The sequence below is a fragment of the Bradyrhizobium sp. 2TAF24 genome, from assembly GCF_052115025.1.
Taxonomy (GTDB): domain Bacteria; phylum Pseudomonadota; class Alphaproteobacteria; order Rhizobiales; family Xanthobacteraceae; genus Bradyrhizobium_A.
The window spans coordinates 74,564-96,134 of the sequence record NZ_JBFRFW010000016.1; the positions used below are offsets into that span (position 1 = coordinate 74,564).

19 protein-coding genes are annotated in these 21,571 nt (G+C 67.4%); 11 read left to right on the top strand and 8 right to left on the bottom strand.

Annotated features, from left to right (window positions below; translation table 11 throughout):
• Positions 1–50: 50 nt before the first annotated feature.
• Genes lpxA through lpxB form a run of 3 tightly spaced genes read left to right on the top strand, consistent with a single transcriptional unit; the run spans position 51 to position 2,892 of the window.
• Positions 51–881 carry an acyl-ACP--UDP-N-acetylglucosamine O-acyltransferase gene (lpxA, locus tag AB4Z37_RS23735; RefSeq protein WP_441519209.1) on the top strand — a complete coding sequence of 277 codons (831 nt, stop codon included), beginning with the start codon at positions 51–53 and terminating at the stop codon, positions 879–881.
• The gene (locus AB4Z37_RS23740; RefSeq protein ID WP_441519210.1) at positions 878–1,729 is read left to right on the top strand and encodes an LpxI family protein; all 852 of its coding nucleotides are present in this window, start codon (positions 878–880) and stop codon (positions 1,727–1,729) included. The genes lpxA and AB4Z37_RS23740 overlap by 4 nt, the downstream gene beginning before the upstream one ends.
• Positions 1,726–2,892, top strand: a complete 1,167-nt coding sequence (gene lpxB, locus AB4Z37_RS23745) for a lipid-A-disaccharide synthase (protein WP_441519211.1) — start codon at positions 1,726–1,728, stop codon at positions 2,890–2,892. The genes AB4Z37_RS23740 and lpxB overlap by 4 nt, the downstream gene beginning before the upstream one ends.
• Before the next feature lie 116 nt (positions 2,893–3,008).
• On the opposite strand, the gene gltA is transcribed toward lpxB, so the two are convergent.
• Together gltA and gltX are read right to left on the bottom strand one after the other, a co-directional pair.
• Complete coding sequence (gltA, locus tag AB4Z37_RS23750; protein ID WP_441519212.1) at positions 3,009–4,307, bottom strand: citrate synthase; 1,299 nt, start codon at positions 4,305–4,307, stop codon at positions 3,009–3,011.
• A 142-nt stretch (positions 4,308–4,449) separates the two neighbouring features.
• Positions 4,450–5,880, bottom strand: coding sequence for a glutamate--tRNA ligase (gltX, locus tag AB4Z37_RS23755; protein ID WP_441519213.1), 1,431 nt, complete (start codon positions 5,878–5,880; stop codon positions 4,450–4,452).
• A 271-nt stretch (positions 5,881–6,151) separates the two neighbouring features.
• Between gltX and AB4Z37_RS23760 the strand changes: the two genes are divergently transcribed.
• The 4 genes from AB4Z37_RS23760 to AB4Z37_RS23775 all read left to right on the top strand — a co-directional run bounded on the left by AB4Z37_RS23760 (position 6,152) and on the right by AB4Z37_RS23775 (position 11,244).
• Positions 6,152–7,834 (top strand): glutamine--tRNA ligase/YqeY domain fusion protein, encoded by a 1,683-nt coding sequence (locus AB4Z37_RS23760; protein WP_441519214.1) that lies wholly within the window; start codon positions 6,152–6,154, stop codon positions 7,832–7,834.
• Between the two features lie 107 nt (positions 7,835–7,941).
• Entirely contained in the window at positions 7,942–10,209 is a 2,268-nt protein-coding gene (locus tag AB4Z37_RS23765; RefSeq protein WP_441519215.1) for a ComEC/Rec2 family competence protein, read from the top strand.
• A gap of 507 nt (positions 10,210–10,716) precedes the next feature.
• Positions 10,717–11,049 carry a hypothetical protein gene (locus AB4Z37_RS23770; RefSeq protein WP_441519216.1) on the top strand — a complete coding sequence of 111 codons (333 nt, stop codon included), beginning with the start codon at positions 10,717–10,719 and terminating at the stop codon, positions 11,047–11,049.
• The gene (locus AB4Z37_RS23775; RefSeq protein WP_441519217.1) at positions 11,050–11,244 is read left to right on the top strand and encodes a hypothetical protein; all 195 of its coding nucleotides are present in this window, start codon (positions 11,050–11,052) and stop codon (positions 11,242–11,244) included.
• A gap of 7 nt (positions 11,245–11,251) precedes the next feature.
• Here AB4Z37_RS23775 and lexA read toward each other — a convergent pair whose 3' ends face one another.
• The 6 genes from lexA to AB4Z37_RS23805 form a co-directional block, all read right to left on the bottom strand.
• The gene (gene lexA / locus AB4Z37_RS23780; RefSeq protein ID WP_441519218.1) at positions 11,252–11,953 is read right to left on the bottom strand and encodes a transcriptional repressor LexA; all 702 of its coding nucleotides are present in this window, start codon (positions 11,951–11,953) and stop codon (positions 11,252–11,254) included.
• A 152-nt stretch (positions 11,954–12,105) separates the two neighbouring features.
• Positions 12,106–13,317, bottom strand: a complete 1,212-nt coding sequence (locus tag AB4Z37_RS23785) for a molybdopterin molybdotransferase MoeA (RefSeq protein ID WP_441519219.1) — start codon at positions 13,315–13,317, stop codon at positions 12,106–12,108.
• Between the two features lie 128 nt (positions 13,318–13,445).
• The gene (gene moaC / locus AB4Z37_RS23790; protein WP_441519220.1) at positions 13,446–13,943 is read right to left on the bottom strand and encodes a cyclic pyranopterin monophosphate synthase MoaC; all 498 of its coding nucleotides are present in this window, start codon (positions 13,941–13,943) and stop codon (positions 13,446–13,448) included.
• An 11-nt stretch (positions 13,944–13,954) separates the two neighbouring features.
• Positions 13,955–14,773 (bottom strand): indole-3-glycerol phosphate synthase TrpC, encoded by an 819-nt coding sequence (gene trpC, locus AB4Z37_RS23795; protein WP_441519221.1) that lies wholly within the window; start codon positions 14,771–14,773, stop codon positions 13,955–13,957.
• Between the two features lie 8 nt (positions 14,774–14,781).
• On the bottom strand, positions 14,782–15,795 hold the full coding sequence (trpD, locus tag AB4Z37_RS23800; RefSeq protein ID WP_441519222.1) for an anthranilate phosphoribosyltransferase: 1,014 nt from the start codon (positions 15,793–15,795) through the stop codon (positions 14,782–14,784).
• A 4-nt stretch (positions 15,796–15,799) separates the two neighbouring features.
• Positions 15,800–17,695 (bottom strand): SurA N-terminal domain-containing protein, encoded by a 1,896-nt coding sequence (locus AB4Z37_RS23805; RefSeq protein WP_441519223.1) that lies wholly within the window; start codon positions 17,693–17,695, stop codon positions 15,800–15,802.
• Between the two features lie 329 nt (positions 17,696–18,024).
• On the opposite strand from AB4Z37_RS23805, the gene tpiA reads away from it, so the two are divergent.
• From tpiA to AB4Z37_RS23825, 4 genes are all read left to right on the top strand, one after another.
• Entirely contained in the window at positions 18,025–18,780 is a 756-nt protein-coding gene (gene tpiA / locus AB4Z37_RS23810) for a triose-phosphate isomerase (RefSeq protein ID WP_441519224.1), read from the top strand.
• 162 nt (positions 18,781–18,942) lie between these two features.
• Positions 18,943–19,323 carry a preprotein translocase subunit SecG gene (gene secG, locus AB4Z37_RS23815; protein ID WP_441519225.1) on the top strand — a complete coding sequence of 127 codons (381 nt, stop codon included), beginning with the start codon at positions 18,943–18,945 and terminating at the stop codon, positions 19,321–19,323.
• Positions 19,324–19,487: 164 nt separating this feature from the next.
• Complete coding sequence (locus AB4Z37_RS23820) at positions 19,488–21,119, top strand: CTP synthase (RefSeq protein ID WP_441519226.1); 1,632 nt, start codon at positions 19,488–19,490, stop codon at positions 21,117–21,119.
• 123 nt (positions 21,120–21,242) lie between these two features.
• Positions 21,243–21,569 carry an NIPSNAP family protein gene (locus AB4Z37_RS23825; protein ID WP_441519227.1) on the top strand — a complete coding sequence of 109 codons (327 nt, stop codon included), beginning with the start codon at positions 21,243–21,245 and terminating at the stop codon, positions 21,567–21,569.
• The last annotated feature ends 2 nt before the right edge of the window (positions 21,570–21,571 follow it).

A 21,571-nucleotide genomic window follows, 5' to 3' on the forward strand; every position in this document is an offset into this window, starting at 1 on the left:
GTCGTCGCAAGACGACGTCCGCGGCGAAGCGATTGCTGGATAGCTGATTGATGACCAAGATCGATTCCACCGCCCGCATCGAGGATGGCGCCGTCATCGGCGAGGGCGTGACCATCGGGCCGTACTGCGTGATCGGCGCCAACGCGACGATCGGCCCCGAGTGCCAGCTGCTGTCGCACGTCACCGTGTCCGGGCACACCACGCTCGGCGCCGGCAGTGTCGTGCATCCGTTCGCGGCGCTCGGCGGCGCGCCGCAGGACATCGGCTATCGCGGTGAGCCGACGCGGCTCGATATCGGCGAGCGCTGCACCATCCGCGAATCCGTCACCATGAATGTCGGCACCGTGAAGGGCGGCGGCCTCACCAAGGTGGGCGCGCGCGGCTTCTTCATGGCCTACAGCCATGTCGGCCATGACTGCCAGGTCGGCAACGATGTCATCTTCGCCAATTCGGCGACGCTGGGCGGCCACTGCGAGGTCGGTGACTACGTCTATATCGGCGGCCTGTCCGCGGCCCATCAGTTTGTGCGCATCGGTCCGCAGGCGATGATCGGCGGCGTGTCCGGCCTGCGTGGCGACGTCATTCCCTACGCGATGGTCAGCGGCCAGTTCGCGCATCTTGAGGGCCTGAACGTCGTCGGCATGCGCCGCCGCAAGTTCACCCACGCCCGACTGCAGCTGGTGCGCTCGTTCTACAACGACCTGTTCCACGCGCCGGGCGTGTTTGCCGAGCGCCTCGCACGGGCGCAGTCTCGCGCCGGCGAGGATCCCGCCATCGCCGAGATCCTGGCGTTCATCGATGCAGGCAAGAAGCGCCCGCTGTGCATGCCGTCCGAGGTTTATGGCACGGCCAGCGACCGGACGACCGCCGAGACGCAATGAGCACGCCGCCGTCATCCGCGTCGGTCGGGGTGATCGCGGGTGCGGGCAGCCTGCCGTTCGCGGTGGCGGAGTCGTTGCGTGGGCAGGGACGTACCCCGGTGCTCTATGCCATCCGCGGATTCTGCGATGCCGCACGCGTCACCGCCTACCGCCATCACTGGGTCGCGCTGGGGCAGGTCGGACGCCTGACGCGCCTGCTGCGCGTCGAGGGCTGCCGTGACGTCCTGTTTATCGGCGGCCTGGTGCGTCCGGGACTGTCCGAAATCCGTCTCGACTGGGGTACGCTGAAAGTCATCCCGAGCATTGCCGCGGCGCTGCGTGGCGGCGATGACCATCTGTTGACGGGCATTGCGCGCATCTTCGAGCAGCATGGCTTTCGTCTGGTCGGCGTCCAGGACATCGCGCCAGATCTCCTGATGCCGGCGGGCGCTCTGACGCGTGCGACGCCGGATGTCGCGGCCCGCGCCGACATCGACAAGGGCCTCGCGGCGCTTCACGCCATGAGCCCATTCGATATCGGCCAGGCGCTGGTGGTGATCGACGGCCATGTCGTCGCGGTCGAGGACATCGAGGGCACCGATGGGCTGCTGGCCCGCGTCGCGCGGCTGCGTGACCAGGGCCGCATCCGTGCCAAGGCCGGCACCGGCGTGCTCATCAAGGCGCCCAAGAGCAGTCAGGACCTGCGCTTCGACCTGCCGACCGTGGGCCCACGCACCATCGAGGGCGCCATCGCCGCCGGCCTGCGCGGCGTCGCGATCACCGCCGGCCGCGCCATCGTCGCCGAGCCGCAGGCCATGATCGCGAGTGCCGACAAGGCCGGCCTGTTCGTCACCGGTGTCGCCGCATGAGCGCGAAACGCCGGATATTCCTGGTGGCGGCGGAGGAATCGGGCGATCGTCTCGGCGGGGCGCTGATGGCGGCGCTGCGGGCGCGCTGCGGTGACACGCTGGAGATGGTCGGCGTCGGCGGTCGCGACATGGCGGCCCAAGGCCTCGTGTCGCTGTTTCCCATCGAGGCGCTGTCGATCATGGGGCTGCTCTCGATTCCGCGAAAGCTGCCGATGATCCTGCGCCGCATTCGCGAGACCACGGATGCCGTGCTGGCGCGGCCGCCGGATGCGCTCGTGATCATCGACAGCCCGGACTTCACCCATCGTGTGGCGCGGCGGGTGCGGGCAGCCAATCCGGCGATCCCGATTGTCGACTATGTGTCGCCCACCGTGTGGGCGTGGCGGCCGGGGCGGGCGCGGGTCATGCGCCGCTATGTCGATCATGTGCTGGCGCTGCTGCCGTTCGAACCACAGGCCCACCGCGAGCTCGGCGGACCGCCGTGCACCTATGTCGGCCATCCGCTGATCCAGCAGCTCGACACCCTGCGGCCGAATGCTCTGGAGCAGGCGCGGCGCGATGCGTCGCCGCCGGTGCTGCTGGTGCTGCCCGGCAGCCGGCGGGTCGAGATTCGCCATCACATGCAGGTGTTCGGCGAGACGCTGGCGCGCCTGCGCGCCGAGGGCGTGCCATTCGAGGCGGTGCTGCCGACCACGGCGCACCTCCGCGACAGCGTCACGGCCGCGCTTGCCGACTGGCCGGTGCAGCCGCGCCTTGTCGTCGACGACGCCGAGAAGCGCGCCGCCTTTCGCGCTGCGCGTGCGGCGCTTGCCAAGTCGGGCACGGTGACGCTCGAGCTCGCGCTCGCCGGGGTGCCGATGGTCACCGCCTACAAGGGCAGCGCGTTCGAGGCCTGGGTGGCGCGGCGCATGGTCCGTGTGCCGACCGTGATCCTTGCGAACCTCGTGATCGGCGACAGTGTCGTGCCCGAATTCCTGCAGGAGGATTGCGTGCCCGAGCGCCTCCTGCCGGCGCTGCGCGACGTGCTCGGCTACACCGACGCGCGCCGTCGTCAGGTCGAGGCCTTCGCCCGGCTCGATACCATCATGTCGACCGGGGCGCAGTCGCCGAGCGAGCGCGCCGCCGAGATCGTGCTCGCGAGCCTGCGTTCTGCGGCAGCCTGACGGCATCGGCCGTCTTATTCCAGATCATTGTGAATTGCGGGCGTGAGCCGGCGGCAAAAGCAAACGGCCGGCGCATGGGCGCCGGCCGTTTGTCGTCGATCGATCGGATCGAGGGATCAGGTCCGCTTGTCGAGCGGCACGTAGTTCCGCGAGGTGTCGCCGAGGTAGAGCTGGCGCGGGCGCGAGATCTTGTAGTTCGGCTCCTGGATCATCTCGTTCCACTGGCTGATCCAGCCCACGGTACGGGCGACCGCGAACAGCACGGTGAACATCGAGGTCGGGAAGCCGATCGCCTTGAGGGTGATGCCCGAGTAGAAGTCGACGTTCGGATAGAGCTTGCGCGAAACGAAATACTCGTCGTTGAGCGCGATCTTCTCCAGCTCCAAGGCGACCTTGAGCAGCGGGTCGTCCTGGTGGCCGGTCTCCTTCAGCACCTCGTGGCAGGTCTGCTGCATCAGCTTGGCGCGCGGATCGTAGTTCTTGTAGACGCGATGGCCGAAGCCCATCAGGCGGATCTTGCTGCTCTTGTCCTTCACCGCCTTGATGAAGTCCGGAATGCGGTCGACGGTGCCGATCTCGGCGAGCATCTGCAATGCCGCTTCGTTGGCGCCGCCGTGCGCCGGGCCCCACAGGCAGGCGATGCCGGCCGCGATGCAGGCGAACGGGTTGGCGCCCGACGAGCCGGCGCTGCGCACCGTCGAGGTCGAGGCGTTCTGCTCATGGTCGGCATGCAGGATGAAGATGCGGTCCAGCGCCTTCGACAGCACCGGATTGACCACGTACTCCTCGCACGGCACGGCGAAGCACATCCGCAGGAAGTTGGAGGTGTAGTCGAGCGAGTTCTTCGGATACACGAAGGGCTGGCCGACGGCGTACTTGTAGGCCATCGCGGCCAGCGTCGGCACCTTGGCGATCATGCGCATGGAGGCGATCATGCGCTGCTTCGGATCGTTGATGTCGGTGGAGTCGTGGTAGAACGCCGCCAGGGCGCCGACCGAGGCCACCATCACCGCCATGGGGTGCGCGTCGCGGCGGAAGCCCTGGAAGAAGCGGGCCATCTGCTCGTGCACCATGGTGTGGTTGGTGACGCGGTGGTCGAAGTCTTTCTTCTGCGCCGGGGTCGGCAGCTCCCCATACAGCAGCAGATAGCAGGTCTCCAGGAAGTCACCCTGGGCAAGCTGCTCGATCGGGTAGCCGCGATACAGCAGCACGCCGGCGTCGCCATCGATATAGGTGATCTTGGATTCGCAGCTCGCCGTCGAGGTGAAGCCGGGGTCGTAGGTAAACATTCCGGTCTGGGCGTAGAGCTTGCTGATGTCGATCACATCAGGGCCGACCGAGCCGCCATAGACCGGGAATTCGAAGCTCTTGTCATCGACCGTGAGCGTCGCCTGCTTTGTATTTTTTGCATCCATCGTGATTGTCCCCGGATGTGATCGTTAGAAACGCGACGAGCTCGGGAGCTTCAGAACGGAGCACGGCGAGCCAGCCAGATTGCCGGGATGAATGGGTAGCTTATTGCTGTGTGCACTGCAAGATGCGGACAAATCGGCTGCTTTACACCTTAAGGTGAGCCTGATCTGCCAGCCGTTCCAGGCATTCCGCCTGCCCAAGGACCGCCAGCACGTCGAAAATGCCGGGCGAGGTGGTTCGGCCGGTCAGGGCGGCCCGCAGCGGCTGGGCGATGGCGCCGAGCTTCAGCCCGCGCTGCTCGGCAAAAACCCGCACCGCGGCCTCGGTGGCCTGCGCCGTCCAGGGCGTGACGGCGGCGAAGGCGTCCCGCAGCTCGCCCAGCAGCGTCCGCGCCTCCGGCGTCAGCAACGCCGCCGCCTTGGGCTCGAGCGGCAGCGGCCGCTCGGCGAACAGGAACGCGGCACTGTCGACCAGCTCGACCAGCGTCTTGGCACGCTCTTTCAAGCCGGGCATCGCCTGCAGCAGCTGGGCGCGGGTGGCCTGGTTGAGCTTGGCCGTGGTGGCCTCGCCGCCGGGGATGTAGGCGAGCACGTCCTCGAACGCGCTCAAGAGCGCCGCGTCGTCGCTGTTGCGGATGTAGTGACCGTTGAGGCTCTCGAGCTTGGCGAAGTCGAACCGCGCGGCCGAGCGGCCGATCGCCGGCAGGTCGAACAAGTCGATCATCTCCTGCGTCGAGAAGATCTCCTGGTCGCCATGGCTCCAGCCAAGGCGCACGAGATAGTTGCGCAGCGCCGCCGGCAGGTAGCCCATCGCCCGGTAGGCATCGACCCCCAGCGCGCCGTGGCGCTTGGACAGCTTGGAGCCGTCCGGGCCATGGATCAGCGGAATGTGCGACATGCTCGGGGTGTCCCAGCCCAGCGCATCATAGATCTGCTTCTGGCGGGCGGCGTTGATGAGGTGGTCGTCGCCGCGGATGACATGGGTGACGCCCATGTCATGGTCGTCGACCACCACCGCCAGCATGTAGGTCGGGTTGCCGTCGCTGCGCAGCAGCACCAGGTCGTCGAGATTCTCGTTCTGCCAGACGACGCGGCCCTGGACCTGGTCCTCGATCACGGTTTCGCCGGTCAGCGGCGCCTTGAGGCGGATGGTCGGCTTCATTCCGGCGGGCGCCTCGGACGGGTCGCGGTCGCGCCAGCGGCCGTCATAGAGCTTGGCGCGGCCCTCGGCACGTGCCTTCTCGCGCATCTCGGCGAGTTCCTCGGTGGTCGCGTAGCAGCGATAGGCCCTGCCGGCGGCGAGCATCTGCTCGGCGACCTCGCGGTGCCGCGCCGCGCGGGCGAACTGGTAGACCGTCTCGCCGTCCCATTCGATGCCCAGCCACTTCAGGCCGTCGAGGATCGCCGCGATCGCGGGCTCGGTGGAGCGTTCACGATCGGTGTCCTCGATCCGCAGCAGCATCTTGCCGCCGCGCCCGCGGGCGTAGAGCCAGTTGAACAGGGCGGTGCGTGCCCCGCCGATGTGCAGGAAGCCGGTCGGCGAGGGGGCAAAACGGGTAACGATGGGAGCTGTCATTTCGGCGATAAATCGATCTCGGGAGACGGGGTTTCGCGGCATGTACCACAACCGTTCCCCCCTGTCTCACAGCGAATGCTGGTTGCCCCACTCCGCGCCCGAATCGTGAAATACGCAGCTGCCGCGCGCCCAGGGCGACGCCGGCGCGCCGGGTGCGGCGTGCTTCGGGCCTGCCTGTTCCCCGGCCCGGCCACGGGCTGCGCCGTGCGGTCCCGGCACTTGGCGCGGGGCCGCCGATTTGGCACATAGGTCCCAGCTTGAAAGGAATACGATGACGGACGAAACGGGATCTGAAGCCGGCCGCGACTTCATCCGCGATATTGTCGCTGCGGACCTTGCTTCCGGAAAGACCGGGAGTGTGGTGACGCGCTTCCCGCCGGAGCCCAACGGCTACCTGCACCTCGGCCATGCCAAGTCGATCTGCCTCAACTTCGGCATCGCCGAGGAGTTCGGCGGGCGCTGCCACCTGCGGTTCGACGATACCAACCCGACCAAGGAGGAGCAGGAATACATCGATGCCATCGAGCATGATGTGCGCTGGCTCGGCTTCGACTGGGGCACGCACCTGCACTTCGCGTCCGACTATTTCGAGCAGCTTTATGCCTGGGCGCAGGATCTGATCCGGGCCGGCAAGGCCTATGTCGACGACCAGTCCCAGGAGGAGATCCGCGTCAGCCGCGGCACGCTCACCGAGCCCGGCCGCAACAGCCCGTACCGCGATCGTTCGGTGGACGAGAACCTCGACCTGTTCGCGCGCATGCGCGCCGGTGAGTTCCCGAACGGCGCGCGGGTGCTGCGCGCCAGGATCGACATGGCCTCCGGCAACATCAACCTGCGCGACCCCGTGCTGTACCGCATCCTGCATGCGCACCACCCGCGCACCGGCGATGCCTGGAGCATCTATCCGAGCTACGATTTCGCCCATGGCCAGTCGGATGCCATCGAGCACATCACCCACTCGATCTGCACGCTGGAGTTCGAGGATCACCGGCCGCTCTACGACTGGTGCCTGGAGAACCTGCCGGTGCCGTCGCGGCCGCGGCAGTATGAGTTCGCCCGCCTCAACGTCACCCACACGCTGCTGTCGAAGCGGGTGCTGACGGAGCTCGTGCGCAGCGGGCGCGTCACGGGCTGGGACGATCCGCGGATGCCGACGCTCGCCGGCCTGCGGCGGCGCGGCGTGCCGGCGGCGGCGCTGCGTGAGTTCGTCAAGCGCATTGGCGTCGCCAAGGCCAACAGCACCGTCGACATCGGCATGTTCGATTTCGCCGTGCGCGAGACGCTGAACAAGACCGCGCCGCGCCGCATGGCGGTGCTACGGCCGTTCAAGGTGGTGATTGAGAATTATCCGGAAGGCCAGACCGAGGAGGTCGAGGCCGTCAACCATCCCGACGACGCCGCGCAGGGCGCGCGGCGCATCACCTTCGGCCGCGAGCTCTACATTGAGCGCGACGACTTCATGGAAGATCCGCCCAAGAAGTTCTTCCGTCTGGCGCCCGGCCGTGAGGTGCGGCTGCGCTATGGCTATTTCATCACCTGCCGCGAGGTGATCAAGGACGCGAGCGGCGAGGTGGTGGAGCTGCGCTGCACCTACGATCCCGCGACGCGCGGCGGCAATGCGCCGGACGGCCGCAAGGTCAAGGCGACGATCCACTGGGTCAGCGCCGCCGAGGCGGTGCCGGCCGAGGTGCGGCTCTACAACCTGCTGTTCAGCGATCCGTCGCCGGACGGGGCGAACTTCACCTCCCAGCTCAATCCGGACTCCCTGGAGGTGCTGCAGGGCTGCATGGTCGAGCGGGCGCTGGCGACCGACAATTCCGAAGCCGCCGTGCAGTTCGAGCGCCAGGGCTATTTTGTCCGTGACCGGGATTCGACGCCGGGCAGGCTGGTGTTCAACCGCACGGTGGGCCTCAAGGATACCTGGGCCAAGGTGGCGGGCGGCGGGGCTGGCTGAGCGCCGTCCGGAGAAAAAATCGCCGGCCGTCTCCAGATGCGGCTGGCGGGCGCCGGCTGCTGAGATAGCATCGCCTCCTCGGGCAGTCTGGGGATCGGCGGACGGTCATGGCGCCGCAAGGGGGCAGGGGACGCAGCCGCACGCGAACGTGGCCGGTGCCGACCGGCCCGGTCGTGCCGGCGGTCGTCGGCATCGGCGCCGGCGTCACACCCTGGACGGCGTGGCTCAGCCGCCTGCTCGACCTCGTTCGCGCCGAAGCCGGACCCGGGCGGCTGCTGCCCTGGGTTCCCGTCGCCTTCGGAACCGGCATCGCCATCTATTTCGCGGCGGATCACGAGCCGGTGCTGTGGATCGCCGTGGCGACGGCTGTCGCGCTCGCCATTGCCTGCATCCTGCTGCGTCGCCATGCGGTGTTTCCGCTGATGGTGATGCTGGCGGCGGTCGCGGCGGGGTTTGCCAACGCGACCATCAGGACCGCGCGCGTCGCCCATCCGGTCCTGACGCGGCCGACGGCCGCCCTCAGCATCAAGGGCTTCGTCGAAACCTATGAGGTGCGCGAGCGCACCGATCGTTTCGTGCTGCGCGTGACCGAGATGGAGGTGCCGCGGCATGAGACGACGCTCTCTCGCGTCCGCCTCTCGGTGCGCAAGGGAGCGGGACCGGCCGTCGGCAGTTTCGTCGAACTCAAGGCGCGGCTGTCGCCGCCGATCGCGCCGCTGCGGCCCGGCTCCTACGATTTCGCGCGCGACCTGTTTTTCCAGGGGATCGGCGCCTCTGGATTCGTCATGGGGGCGATCAAGGTGACGCAGGCGCCGCCGCAAGGCGGCGGGCTGTGGCTACGCTATGCCGCGGCGCTGCAGGGCATGCGCGATGCGATCGATGCACGCATCGGCACCACACTGAGCGGCGACTCCCGGGCGATCGCCACTGCGCTGCTGACCGGGCGGCGTGATGCGATCACGACGCCGGTCAACGACGCGATGTTCATTTCCGGGCTCGGCCATGTGCTGTCGATCTCCGGCTACCATATGGCCGTGGTCGCCGGTGCGGTGTTCGGCATCGTGCGGGCGCTGCTGGCGCTGATCCCACAGCTTTCGGCGAGCCATCCGATCAAGAAATGGGCGGCCGGCGTCGCGCTCTTCGGAGCCGCGTTCTACCTCGTGCTGTCGGGTTCGGAGGTGGCGACGCAGCGATCCTTCCTGATGACGGCGGTGGTGCTGCTGGCGATCATGGTCGATCGTCGCGCCATCACCTTCCGCACGCTTGCGATCGCGGCGATGGTGGTGCTGGTCGTCGCACCCGAGGCGCTGGTGCATCCGAGCTTCCAGATGTCGTTCGCCGCGACGCTGGGGCTGGTGGCACTGGTCGCCCATGGCATGCCGCGGCTGTTTGCGACGGCCGACAACTCGCTTGTCGCGCGGGTGGCGCTGTGGGGCGGTCGCGAGCTGGTGGTGCTGCTGTTTGCCTCCTTCGTGGCAGGGCTCGCCACCACGCCCTATGCCGCATTCCATTTTCATCGCATCACGCCCTATGGCGTGCTCGCCAATCTCGCCGCGATGCCGGTGGTATCCGGGCTCGTCATGCCGGCCGGCCTGCTCGGGCTGGTGGCGATGCCGTTCGGGCTCGACGGCATCTTCTGGTCGCTGATGGATGTGGGGATCGCCTGGATGGTCCTCGTGGCGCAGTGGGTGACGGCGCTGCCCGGGGCGATCGGGCGCATGGCGGCGTTCGGCACCGGGCCGCTGCTGCTGGCGACAGCGGGGATGCTGGTGCTGGCGCTGTGCCGCACGGCGCTGCGCTGGAGCGGCGTGGCCGTCATGGTGGGGGCAACAGTCTGGGCGCTCGTGACGCCGCAGCCGGACGTGCTGGTGTCGTCGGACGGGCAGAATGTTGCCGTGCGGGGCAGAGACGGTCGGCTGCACCTGATGCGGCTCGGCAAGGACGCGTTCCTGCTCAAGGAGTGGCTCGCGGCGGACGCGGACGCCCGCCTCCCCACCGATCCGTCGCTCGGCGAGGGCGTCTCCTGCGACGTGACGGGGTGCATCACGGCCTTGCGTGACGGCGCCCTGGTGGCGCTGTCGATCCGGCCTGACGGCTGGGCGGACGATTGCGTCCGGGCCAGCCTGATGGTCTCGCGCGCCCGCCCGCCGCCGAGCTGTGCGGCACAGGTGATCGACCAGGCGCGGATCCGTCGCTTCGGAGCGCTGGCCCTGCGGCGGACCGACGTGGGCTTTGCTGCGGACGCCCAGAAGCCGACGGGGCGTGACCGCCCATGGTCGCCGGAAGTGGCTGGCGAGGACAATGCCGGCCCGATTGCGGCAGGACGGCCTGTCGATGCGACGCCGGTCGATGCCGATCGCCAGTCCGATGACTGATGGGCGTTAGTCACCGCGGTACAGGCTGATCAGCCTGCCGTGGGGTGCGCACGCGGCTCCGCGGCAGGTTTCAGTGCACCAGTCATGCGCGCATGGCTGGCGTTGACACAATTACAGGTGGAACACAGTATCTGGCGGGGTGTCGCTCAGTGGGGGGATTGAGTCGTGCCAGGACCGCTTCATCGCTTGGAATCGCCGACTCAAACGGTAGCTGACGCGCAGGCCCAACAAAGTTCCATGGAAATTTGGGGTAAGCCGGGATCGAATACGGCCCAAAGCAGCTTACCTGCGGTTAAGGCCTACAAGAGTAGCTTGCCAAGTGGGAAGCGGGGTGTTGAATTCGACACGCCGGTCAGTCCCACCCCCGGGTCTGGAACCCCATTTGAAGCGAGATGGTATCTTGGAACTTCGGGGGTGCTGCAACGAACAGACGCGAATGGCACGACATGTGCTGCAATCCCGCTGTCGAGGTTCGTGAATGGCCAACCGTGACTGGATTGGACTCAAATGATCAAGCCAATCGAGTGTCTCAGCGTCGAGGTCATCCCGCAGGCGATCATTTCGTTGCCGGTTGATCAAATTCTTTCAGGACGAGCCAAGATCACGCAAGGGGTCGATGATCTCGACCACTTTGAAGGAGCATCGTTCAGGCTGGACAACGGTATCGAAGTTGCGGTTCGCCATTATCGTGGCCATCCCAAGGATACCGCGACGATCTATATCGACAGCCGGCAGCGGGACGTGGAGCGCATCACGCATCTTGTTCGCCGGATTCTCAGAGATCTCCATGTCCCCCTCACGGCGCTTAGCTGGGAGCGTCAACAGAATCCAGAAATGTGATTGATCGGGAACTGGGCCGCTGACGTCGGCGGCCTGTGGCGGCCGGCGCTTGCGGTCGAGACCCTGAAGCCGAAAGGGCGGGATTGGCCGCCGTCGCTGGAGGTGCTCAGCGACAAGGATTTGATAGGCGGCGCCGGGCTTTGGTGGCCCGTCGATGCGACGCCGGTCGAGGCCGATCGCCAGTCTGATGACTGAGGTGGCCTCAGTAGCGACGGTACAAGCTGATCAGCTTGCCCTGGATGCGCACGCGGTTGGGCGGCAGGATCCGCACTTCATAGGCGGCGTTGGCCGGCTCCAGCGCGATCGAGGCGCCGCGACGGCGGAAGCGTTTCAGCGTCGCCTCTTCCTCGTCGATCAGGGCGACGACAATGTCGCCGGTGTCGGCGCTCTCGGTGCGCTGGATCAGCGCCATGTCGCCGTCGAGGATGCCGGCCTCGACCATCGAGTCGCCGCGTACTTCCAGCGCATAGTGTTCGCCGGAGCCCAGCATCTCGGGCGGCACGTTGATGGTGTGGCTGCGGGTCTGCAGTGCCTCGATCGGCGTGCCGGCGGCGATGCGGCCCATCACCGGGATTGCGACGGGACGGCCGCCTTCATCCTCGGAGGTGGTACGCACGACACGGCCAAGGTTGCCCTCGATCACGCTGGGGGTGAAGCCGCGGCGGGCGCCGCCGCCGCCGGAGGCGGCCTGCTCGGGCATCTTGATGACTTCGATGGCGCGCGCGCGATTCGGCAGGCGGCGGATGAAGCCGCGCTCCTCCAGGGCTGTGATCAGACGGTGGATGCCGGACTTGGAGCGCAGGTCGAGCGCATCCTTCATCTCGTCGAATGAGGGCGGCACGCCCGCTTCCTTCAGCCGCTCATTGATGAAGCGGAGAAGTTCGTACTGCTTGCGTGTGAGCATCTTAACCAATCCCCCAAATACGGTGCTGCGAACGCTGACCGTCAGACGTCTCGGGCGGTAAGGACTCGCTCGAAACAAATCATGAACGGACCCTATATGTTCGATATGTGTTCCGCAACCTCTTAATTTGACGTCAACAAAACACCGGCGGCCTACAGGGGAAGCTTAAGGATGACGCACGCCGAGCCCGCCGGGGCGGCTTGCGCGAACGGCGGGCGCACGATCAGGGCGCCGGCGGCCGCGAGGTGGCCGAGGAGCGAGCTGTCCTGCTGGCGCACCGCCGTGGCCACGGGAGGGCCATCGGCGCGCAGTTCGAGGCGGGCGCGCAGGTAATCCTGGCGCTGGTCGTTGGCCGGCAGGTCGGAACCGAGCACTGCCGGTTCCAGCGGCGTGTGCAACTCGCTGCGGCCGGCGAGGGCGCGCAGCAGCGGCACGACGAACAGGAAGCCGCAGACATAGGACGACACCGGGTTTCCCGGCAGGCCGAGCAGGCGCATGCCGCCGAGCCGGCCGTGCATCATCGGCTTGCCGGGGCGCAGCGCGATCTTCCAGAACGCGATGTCGACGCCTTCGGCGTCGAGCGCGCGCTTGACCACGTCATGGTCGCCGACCGAGGCGCCGCCGGTGGTGACGAGCACGTCGGCGCCGCTGTCACGGGCCTGCCGGATCGCTGCGCGGGTCGCCTCCATGGTGTCGCCGACGACGCCGAGGTCGAGGACGTCGGCGCCCTCGGCGCGGACCAGGGCGCGCAGCGCATAACCGTTGGAGTAGACGATCTGGCCGGGGCCGGGCTGGCCGCCGGGCATCACCAGTTCGTCGCCGGTCGCCACCAGCGCGACCTTCGGCCGGCGGCGCACCGGCAGCGCGGTGTGGTTCATGGAAGCCGCCAGCGACAGGGCGCGGTCGGTGAGGCGGGTCCCGGCGCGCAGCAGCACGTCGCCTTCGCGAAAGTCGACGCCGGCCGGGCGGATGTGGCGGCCGGCCACCGCAGCCTCCTGGACGGTGACGGTATCGCCGTCGCGTGCGGTGTCTTCCTGGATGACGATGGCGTCGGCCCCGTCAGGCACCACGCCGCCGGTGAAGATGCGCAGCGCCTCGCCCGGACCCAACTGACCTGCGAACGGCCGTCCGGCGGCGATCTCGCCCGTGACGGTCAGGCGCGCCGGCACGCTCGCGGCATCCGCCGCACGCACGGCGTAGCCGTCCATGGCCGACATCGCCGCCGGCGGCTGGGTGCGCAGCGCAACCACATCGCGCGCCAGCACGCGGTGATAGGCGTCGTCGAGCGTGACGGTTTCCTCGGGCAGCGGCTCGACACCGGACACCACCGCCGCGAGCGCGTCCGCAACCGGCATCAGCGCCATCGTTCAACTCCCTCGTGGGTGAGGCGACCACTGCCGCCGATCTGATCGGGCTGCGGGCGCGCCAGTTTCGGGTCCGGCGCGGATCAGGTCCGGTTGAACGGATCGTGGCCGAACTCGTCGTGACCAAACTAGTCTTGGCCAGATTTGTAATGCCCGGACTTGCCGCCTTGCTTTTCGATCAAGCGGATGGCGTCGATCCGCGCGCCCCGCTCGACCGCCTTGATCATGTCATAGATCGTCAGGCAGGCAACCGAAACCGCCGTCAGCGCTTCCATCTCGACGCCGGTCGGCCCCGTCACCTTGACGGTCGCAGTAACACGGCAGCCCGGCAGCGCGGCGTCCGGTTCGATGTCCACGGTGACCTTCGACAGCGCCAGCGGATGGCACAGCGGAATGAGCTCTGAAGTCCGCTTCGCCGCCATGATGCCGGCGATCCGCGCGGTGCCGAGCACGTCGCCCTTCTTCGCCTGGCCGGAGACCACGAGATCGAGTGTGTCCTTCGACATCACGACACAGCCTTCGGCGACCGCGAGGCGCTCGGTCGCCGGCTTGTCGGATACGTCGACCATGCGCGCCTCGCCCCTGGCGTCGATGTGCGTGAGGCCGGCCTTGGGCGCGTTGGTCATCGTTTCAACCGTCAGTGAGCGGCGGCGCGAGCTGCGGCATCACGCGCGAGCAGGGCGCGTGTCGCCGCGGTGACGTCCTGCTGGCGCATCAGGCTTTCGCCGACCAGGAAGGTCGACATGCCGACGCGGGCGAGGCGCGACAGGTCCGACGGCGTGAAGATGCCGCTCTCGCCGACGGCGATGCGGTCGTTCGGGATCAGCGGCGCGAGCGCCTCGCTGGTCGCCAGCGTCGTCTCGAAGGTGCGCAGGTTGCGGTTGTTGACGCCAAGCAGCGGCGAGCGCAGCTTGAGCGCACGGTCGAGTTCGGCACGGTCGTGGACTTCGAGCAGCACGTCCATGCCGAGCGCGAGCGCTGTGTCCTCGATGTCGCGCGCGGCCGCGTCGTCGAGCGCCGCCATGATGATCAGGATGCAGTCGGCACCATGGGCGCGCGCCTCGACCACCTGGTAGGTGTCGAACATGAAATCCTTGCGCAGCACCGGCAATTGCGTCGCGGCGCGCGCCGCCACCATGAAGTCGAGATGGCCCTGGAACGAGGGCGTGTCGGTGAGCACCGACAGGCAGGCGGCGCCGCCGGCCTCGTAGGCGCGGGCGAGCGCCGGCGGATCGAAGTCGGGGCGGATCAGGCCCTTGGAGGGCGAAGCCTTCTTGACCTCGGCGATCAGGGCATAGTCGCCGCGCGCGAGCTTGCGGCGGATCGCGTCAGCGAAGCCGCGTGGCGCAGGGGCGGCCTTGGCGGCTGCCTCCACCTCGGCGAGCGGCCGGGCGCGCTTGGCGGCGGCGATTTCCTCGCGCTTGTAGGTCTCGATCTTTGTCAGGATGTCGGACATCGGCGGCGTCACGCGTTGGAAACGGCGATGAGGTGCTCGAGCTTGCGCAGCGCCGCCCCGCTATCGAGCGACTGCTGCCCGAGCGTGACGCCTTCGGCCAGCGTGTTGGCGCGGCCGGCTACCATCAGCGTCGCCGCCGCATTGAGCAGCGCGACGTCGCGATACGCGCCGGGCTTGCCGTCGAGCACCGCCTGCAGGGCCTCGGCGTTGGCCTCGGCCTGGCCGCCCTTGAGCGCGCCAGGCTCGACGCGAGACAGCCCGACCTCTTCGGGGGTGATCTCGAAGGTGCGGATCTCGCCGCCTTCGAGCGCGGCGACGAAGGTCGGGCCGGTGAGGGTGATCTCGTCGAGGCCATCGGAGCCGTGCACCACCCAGGCGGCATCGGAGCCGAGGTTCTTGAGCACCTGCGCCAGCGGCTGCACCCACTGGCGGGAGAACACGCCGACCAGCTGGCGCTTGACGCCGGCCGGGTTCGACAGCGGTCCCAGCAGGTTGAAGATGGTGCGTGTGGCGAGCTCGGTGCGGGTCGGGTTGACGTTCTTGGTCGCCGGATGATGGGTCGGCGCGAACATGAAGCCGATGCCGGCCTCGGCGATGCAGCGGCCGACGTCATCAGGGGTGAGGTCGATGCGCACGCCGAGCGCGGCGAGGCAGTCGGCCGCGCCGGATTTCGACGACAGTGCCCGGTTGCCGTGCTTGGCGACAGGCGTGCCGGTGCCGGCGACGATGAAGGAAGCGCAGGTCGAGACGTTGACCGAGCCGGAGCCGTCGCCGCCGGTGCCGACCACGTCGACCGCATCCGGCGGCGCCTTCACCCGCAGCATCTTGGCGCGCATCGCCGACACCGCGCCGGTGATCTCCTCGACGGTTTCGCCGCGCACCCGCAGTGCCATCAGCAGGCCGCCCATCTGCGAGGGGGTGGCCTCACCCGACATCATGCGGTCGAAGGCGACGGCGGCTTCCTGCTGCGACAGCGTGGCGCCGGTCGCCACCTTGCCGATGATCGCTTTGAAATCGTCCATGGGATCAGTTGCTGTTGGCTGCGCCGGTCGCGACTGCGAGCGCGGTCTGATTGATGGTGACGCCCAGGTCGGTCTGGAGGCGAGCGATGTATTGACCGATCTGCTCGTCGGCGAGCGTCTGCCGCAGGCCGTCCTTCATCTTCTTGAGGTCATCGGCCGCGAGGTCGAGGGTCGGCACGCCGATCGCGGTGACGCGATACACGATGATTTCCGTCGACGAGGCGCCCGGCGACTGCCCATAGCCGTCCTTGGCCGTGCGGAAGGCGGCCTCGGCCAGCGTGGCCGGCACGCCCTCGCTGCGAGCATCGCGCTTCAGCGGTGCCGACGTTTCCACCTTGACGCCGGAGGCCGTGGCCTGATCGGCAAGGGTCGCGCCGCCCTCGAGCTTGGCGACCATGTCCTTGGCCTTGTCGCGCAGGCGGCTCGCGATCTGGTCGTCCTTCCAGCGGGTCTCGACCTCAGCCTTGACCTCGTCCAGCGTCCGGTCGCGCGACGGCGTGACGTCCAGCACGTCGTACCAGAGGTAGCCGCCATTGTACTGCTGCGGATCGTTCTCGACATTGACGTTGCTGGCGAAGGCGGCGCTCACGAGGTCGAAGCCCTGGGGCAGGCCCTGGACCTGCTGGCCGTTCGGCGTGCGACCGGAGCGGTCGACGGCGTCGATGGTGATCGCCTTCAGCCCGGCCTTCTGCGCCGCCTCGACCACGCCAGCGCCGCCGCCGCGCTCGTCTTCCATCTTGTTGTAGAGATTGCTGATCGCAGCCTTGGCCTGATCGAGCGCGAGGTCGCGCTTGAGCTTGGGGGCGACCAGCTCGTAGCTCGGTGTGGTGCCGGGCTCGACCTTGCTCACCTTCACGAGGGCGACGCCGAAGCGGCCCTGCACCGGCTGGCTGACTTCGTCGGCCTTGAGCGCGAACGCGGCATCGGCGATCGCAGCGTCGATGATGGCCGACTTCGCCACGAGGCCGAGATCGACGTCGGCGGCGCTGAGCTTGCGCTCCCTGGCGAGGTCGTCGAACGACAGGCCGCCGGCAATGCGCTCGCGCGCCGCCTTGGCTTCGTCCGCGTTCGGGAACACGATCTGCGACACCTGCCGCTTCTCCGGGGTCGACAGGCTGTCGAGCCGCTCCGAATAGGCTTTCCTCGCGTCCTCGTCGGACACCGCCGTCCACTTGGCGAGCTCATCCGGCGTTGCGATCACGACGGCGATCTTGCGGTATTCGGGCGCACGGAACGCGGCTTTGTGTTCCTCGAAATAGCTCGCCAGCGCCTCGGGCGAGGGCGCCTCGATGGCGCCGACCTGTGCCGCGGAAAGGCGCAGGAAGTCGACCGTGCGCTGTTCGTTCTGATAGCGGTTCAGCACGTCGAGCTGGGTCTTGGCCGGCTCGAGGTCGGCGTTGTAGGTCGCGGCGATCTGCCGGCGCAGCGACACCTTGCGCTGCTCGGCGATGTAGCGCTGCTCGGAATAGCCGAACTGGCGGATGATCTGGGCGAATCGGGCCGGGTCGAAGCTGCCGGTGGCGCCCTTGAAGTTGGGGTCGTTGTGGATGCTGCGGATGATCTCGGCGTCGGACTGGCCAAGGCCCATGCGCCGGGCGCCCTCGTCGAGGGCAGTCTCCGCGATGGTCTGCTGCAGCAGCTGGCGGTCGAGGCCGAAGGCGCGAGCCTGCTCCGAGGTCAGCGGACGGCCGAACTGGCGGCTGATCTGTTGCAGCTTGTCGTTATAGAGCTGGCGGAACTGCTCGGTCGAGATTTCGACGCCGCCGATCGTTGCGAGTTTGGACTGCCCGAAGCCGCGGAAGATGTCGGCAATGCCCCAGATACCGAAACTGATGATCAGCACACCCATGACCGTGGCCATGATGGTCTTGCCGAGCCAATTGGATGAGGCTTTTCGCATTCCTCGAAGCATCGCAACCGTCTTGTCTGGAGAACAGGGAACCGGGGCGCCTTATACGCGCCAGCACGTTGTTTTGCATCATAAAGACGGCCTTTACCCCCCGCAACCTCATGACGTCTCCCGCGTTGGCTCGCGCGCCACGCCGGATGTCTCTTTCCGGGAAGCGCGGGCTTGAAAAGCGGTACTGAAATCATGGATTTGCCCGTGTCGTTCGGCGGCGCTCGCCGGCTTCGGGTCGGGCGGAATCCGGTCGTGGACGGTGGCTGCGCCACTCTGGCGCGGTGGGGATGGGTCTGCTAGCTGACAGCCGGAACACATCAGGAGCCGCCATGACCGCCACGCTGCGTCCGCTGATCGCGGGAAACTGGAAGATGAACGGGCTGAAGGCGTCGGCCGTGGAATTGGCGGCGATTGCACAGGGCGCAGACGATCTCGGCCGCAAGGTCGACCTGATGATCTGCCCGCCGGCAACCCTGCTGTCGCGGGCGGCTGGCGTGGTGGCGGGATCGAAGGCGACCCTCGGCGGCCAGGACTGCCATGCCGCGGCCTCCGGCGCCCACACCGGTGACGTCTCGGCCGAGATGCTGGCGGATGCCGGCGCTACGGCGGTGATCGTCGGCCACTCCGAGCGCCGCACCGATCATGGCGAGAGCGATGCGGTGGTTCAGGCCAAGGCGCAGGCCGCCTGGCGGGCCGGTCTGGTCGCGATTGTCTGCGTCGGTGAGACACGGGAGCAGCGCGACGCCGGCGAGGCGCTCGCGGTGGTCGGCGCCCAGCTTGCCGGATCGGTGCCGGACGGTGCCACGGCGGGGAACCTGGTGATCGCCTACGAGCCGGTCTGGGCGATCGGGACAGGGCTGACCCCGACAGTGAAAGATGTCGAGGAAGTTCATGGCTTTATCCGTAAAAAGCTCAACGAGCGCCTGAGCAAGGAGGGGGCGGGCGTCCGCATCCTCTATGGCGGCTCGGTGAAACCATCGAACGCCGCCGAGCTGATGGCGGTCGAGAATGTCAATGGCGCCCTGGTCGGTGGCGCCAGCCTGAAGGCTGCCGATTTCCTTGCGATTGCAAAAGCCTGCCCCTAGATGAAGGGGGCCGGCGGAAAACCGGTGGCCAGCGTCGCGTTTCGTGCGTGAGGGGTGGCCATCGCGGCTTCCATCGTGTAGACACCGCGCAACCTCAAACTCCCGCAAGCGTTTCTGATCGCCGACGTCACGGCGGAGAATCGTGTGTGACGGAAGGATCCGATGCAGACCGTCATTATCGTCATTCATCTCATGATCGTCGCTACCCTGATCGGGGCCGTGCTGCTGCAGCGCTCGGAAGGCGGAGGCCTTGGGATCGGCGGGGGCGGCGGTTTCATGACCAGCCGCGGCACGGCGAATCTGCTGACGCGGACCACGGCGATCCTGGCGGCTGGTTTCTTCGTGACCAGCCTGTTCCTGTCGTGGCTCGCGAGCTACGACCGCAAGCCGTCGTCGATCATCAATCCCGGCCCGGCGCCGATCTCGGCGCCCGGTTCGGCGACGCCGGTGGCGCCGCCGACGAGCGGCGGCATTCTCGACCAGCTCCAGAAGCAGGAGCCCGCGCCGGCCCCGTCGGCGCCGCAACCGCCGCGCTCGCAATAACGCATTGCAGCCATCGGTTGTCCTGGTTCCGGGCGATCTGAAAAGGTCGCCCGAATTTCTTGAAATGGCTTCGTTTTCGAAGTCACCCACAGCGTAGAATTCTGGTCACGGCAAAGCGCGATTCGTTTTGCGAATCGCGCGCGGAGCGTTAAAGGTAAGGTCCCATGGCGCGGTACATCTTCATCACCGGCGGCGTGGTTTCCTCGCTCGGAAAAGGCCTGGCATCGGCGGCGCTCGGCGCCCTGCTGCAGGCGCGAGGCTACAAGGTCCGCCTTCGCAAGCTCGACCCCTATCTCAACCTCGATCCCGGAACGATGTCGCCGTACCAGCACGGCGAAGTGTTCGTCACCGACGACGGCGCGGAGACCGACCTCGATCTCGGTCATTACGAGCGCTTCACGGGCCGACCGGCGAGCAAGCAGGACAACATCACCACCGGCCGCATCTACCAGGACATCCTGACGAAGGAGCGCCGCGGCGACTATCTCGGCGCTACCATCCAGGTGGTGCCGCACGTCACCAACGCCATCAAGGACTTCATCCGCAGCGGCAACGACGACTACGACTTCGTGCTGTGCGAGATCGGCGGGACGGTCGGCGACATCGAGGGGCTGCCGTTCTTCGAGGCGATCCGCCAGATCAAGAACGACCTGCCGCGCGACCAGGCGATTTATATCCACCTGACGCTGTTGCCCTACATCCCGAGCGCGGGCGAGCTGAAGACCAAGCCGACCCAACACTCGGTCAAGGAGCTGCGCTCGATCGGCATCCAGCCGGACATCCTGCTGTGCCGCACCGACCGGCCGATTCCGAAAGAGGAGCGGCGCAAGCTCGGCCTGTTCTGCAACGTGCGCGAAAGCGCCGTGATCGAGGCGCGCGACGTCGACAACATCTACGCGGTGCCCGAGGCCTATCACGCCGCCGGCCTCGACGACGAGGTGCTGGCCGCGTTCCACATGACGCCGAAGAGTGCGCCGGTTCTCAAGAGCTGGCACGAGATCAATGAGCGCGTCCGCAATCCCGAAGGCCAGGTGACGATCGCCATCGTCGGCAAGTACACCGGCATGAAGGACGCCTACAAATCCCTGATCGAGGCGCTCGCCCACGGCGGCATCGCCAACAAGGTCAAGGTCAATCTCGACTGGATCGAGAGCGAGGTGTTCGAGAACGAGGACCCGGCGCCGTTCCTCGAGCACGTCAACGGCATTCTGGTGCCCGGCGGCTTCGGCCAGCGCGGCGCCGAGGGCAAGATCCGGGCGGCGCGGTTCGCCCGCGAGCGGCGCGTGCCGTATTTCGGCATCTGCTTCGGCATGCAGATGGCGGTGATCGAGGCGGCTCGCAATCTCGGCGGCATCGAGGCGGCGAACTCCACCGAGTTCGGCCCGACCACCGAGCCGGTGGTCGGCCTGATGACCGAATGGCTGCGCGGCAACGAACTCGAGAAGCGCAACTCGGCCGGTGATCTCGGCGGCACCATGCGCCTTGGTGCTTATCCGGCCTCGCTGGTGCGCGGCAGCCGGGTGTCGTCGATCTACGACAATGCGCTGGAGATCTTCGAGCGCCACCGCCACCGCTACGAGGTCAACACCGCGTACAAGGATCGCCTGGAGCAGCACGGCCTGCGGTTCTCCGGCCTGTCGCCCGATGGCCTGCTGCCGGAGATCGTCGAGTACGAGAACCATCCCTGGTTCATCGGCGTCCAGTTCCACCCCGAACTGAAGTCGCGGCCGTTCGAGCCCCACCCGTTGTTCGCCTCCTTCATCCAGGCCGCGGTGGTGCAGAGCCGCCTGGTCTGACGGTGCTCGTTTCGCGGCGCCTTTGACGGTTCCGCGGATTGCTGCGACAACAGCGCGCCTGCGCCGGATGGTCCGGTGCCGCATCCATGGTCGTCGAACCATCAGAACAAGGGGAAAAGCCCGATGATTTACGAAATGCGCACCTATCACTGCGTGCCCGGCCGTCTGCCGGCGCTGCTCAAGCGTTTCGAGACCATCACGTTGAAGCTTTTCGAGAAGCACGGCATTCGCCAGGCCGGTTTCTTCACCACGCTGATCGGCGAATCCAACCAGACGCTGACCTATCTGCTTGCGTGGGAGTCGCTTGCCGATCGCGAGAAGCGCTGGAATGCGTTCGTCGTCGATCCGGAGTGGACGACCGCCCGCGCCGAAACCGAGAAGGACGGCCAGATCGTCGATCGCATCGCCAACCAGTTCCTGGCGCCGACCGCGTTCTCGGCGGTGAAGTGAGC

Coding starts and splice junctions, on each gene's coding strand:
- lpxA (WP_441519209.1), top strand. CDS start 51: ATGACCAAGATCGATTCCACCGCCCGCATCGAGGATGGCGCCGTCATC.
- AB4Z37_RS23740 (WP_441519210.1), top strand. CDS start 878: ATGAGCACGCCGCCGTCATCCGCGTCGGTCGGGGTGATCGCGGGTGCG.
- lpxB (WP_441519211.1), top strand. CDS start 1,726: ATGAGCGCGAAACGCCGGATATTCCTGGTGGCGGCGGAGGAATCGGGC.
- gltA (WP_441519212.1), bottom strand. CDS start 4,307: ATGGATGCAAAAAATACAAAGCAGGCGACGCTCACGGTCGATGACAAG.
- gltX (WP_441519213.1), bottom strand. CDS start 5,880: ATGACAGCTCCCATCGTTACCCGTTTTGCCCCCTCGCCGACCGGCTTC.
- AB4Z37_RS23760 (WP_441519214.1), top strand. CDS start 6,152: ATGACGGACGAAACGGGATCTGAAGCCGGCCGCGACTTCATCCGCGAT.
- AB4Z37_RS23765 (WP_441519215.1), top strand. CDS start 7,942: ATGGCGCCGCAAGGGGGCAGGGGACGCAGCCGCACGCGAACGTGGCCG.
- AB4Z37_RS23770 (WP_441519216.1), top strand. CDS start 10,717: ATGATCAAGCCAATCGAGTGTCTCAGCGTCGAGGTCATCCCGCAGGCG.
- lexA (WP_441519218.1), bottom strand. CDS start 11,953: ATGCTCACACGCAAGCAGTACGAACTTCTCCGCTTCATCAATGAGCGG.
- AB4Z37_RS23785 (WP_441519219.1), bottom strand. CDS start 13,317: ATGGCGCTGATGCCGGTTGCGGACGCGCTCGCGGCGGTGGTGTCCGGT.
- moaC (WP_441519220.1), bottom strand. CDS start 13,943: ATGACCAACGCGCCCAAGGCCGGCCTCACGCACATCGACGCCAGGGGC.
- trpC (WP_441519221.1), bottom strand. CDS start 14,773: ATGTCCGACATCCTGACAAAGATCGAGACCTACAAGCGCGAGGAAATC.
- trpD (WP_441519222.1), bottom strand. CDS start 15,795: ATGGACGATTTCAAAGCGATCATCGGCAAGGTGGCGACCGGCGCCACG.
- AB4Z37_RS23805 (WP_441519223.1), bottom strand. CDS start 17,695: ATGCGAAAAGCCTCATCCAATTGGCTCGGCAAGACCATCATGGCCACG.
- tpiA (WP_441519224.1), top strand. CDS start 18,025: ATGACCGCCACGCTGCGTCCGCTGATCGCGGGAAACTGGAAGATGAAC.
- secG (WP_441519225.1), top strand. CDS start 18,943: ATGCAGACCGTCATTATCGTCATTCATCTCATGATCGTCGCTACCCTG.
- AB4Z37_RS23820 (WP_441519226.1), top strand. CDS start 19,488: ATGGCGCGGTACATCTTCATCACCGGCGGCGTGGTTTCCTCGCTCGGA.
- AB4Z37_RS23825 (WP_441519227.1), top strand. CDS start 21,243: ATGATTTACGAAATGCGCACCTATCACTGCGTGCCCGGCCGTCTGCCG.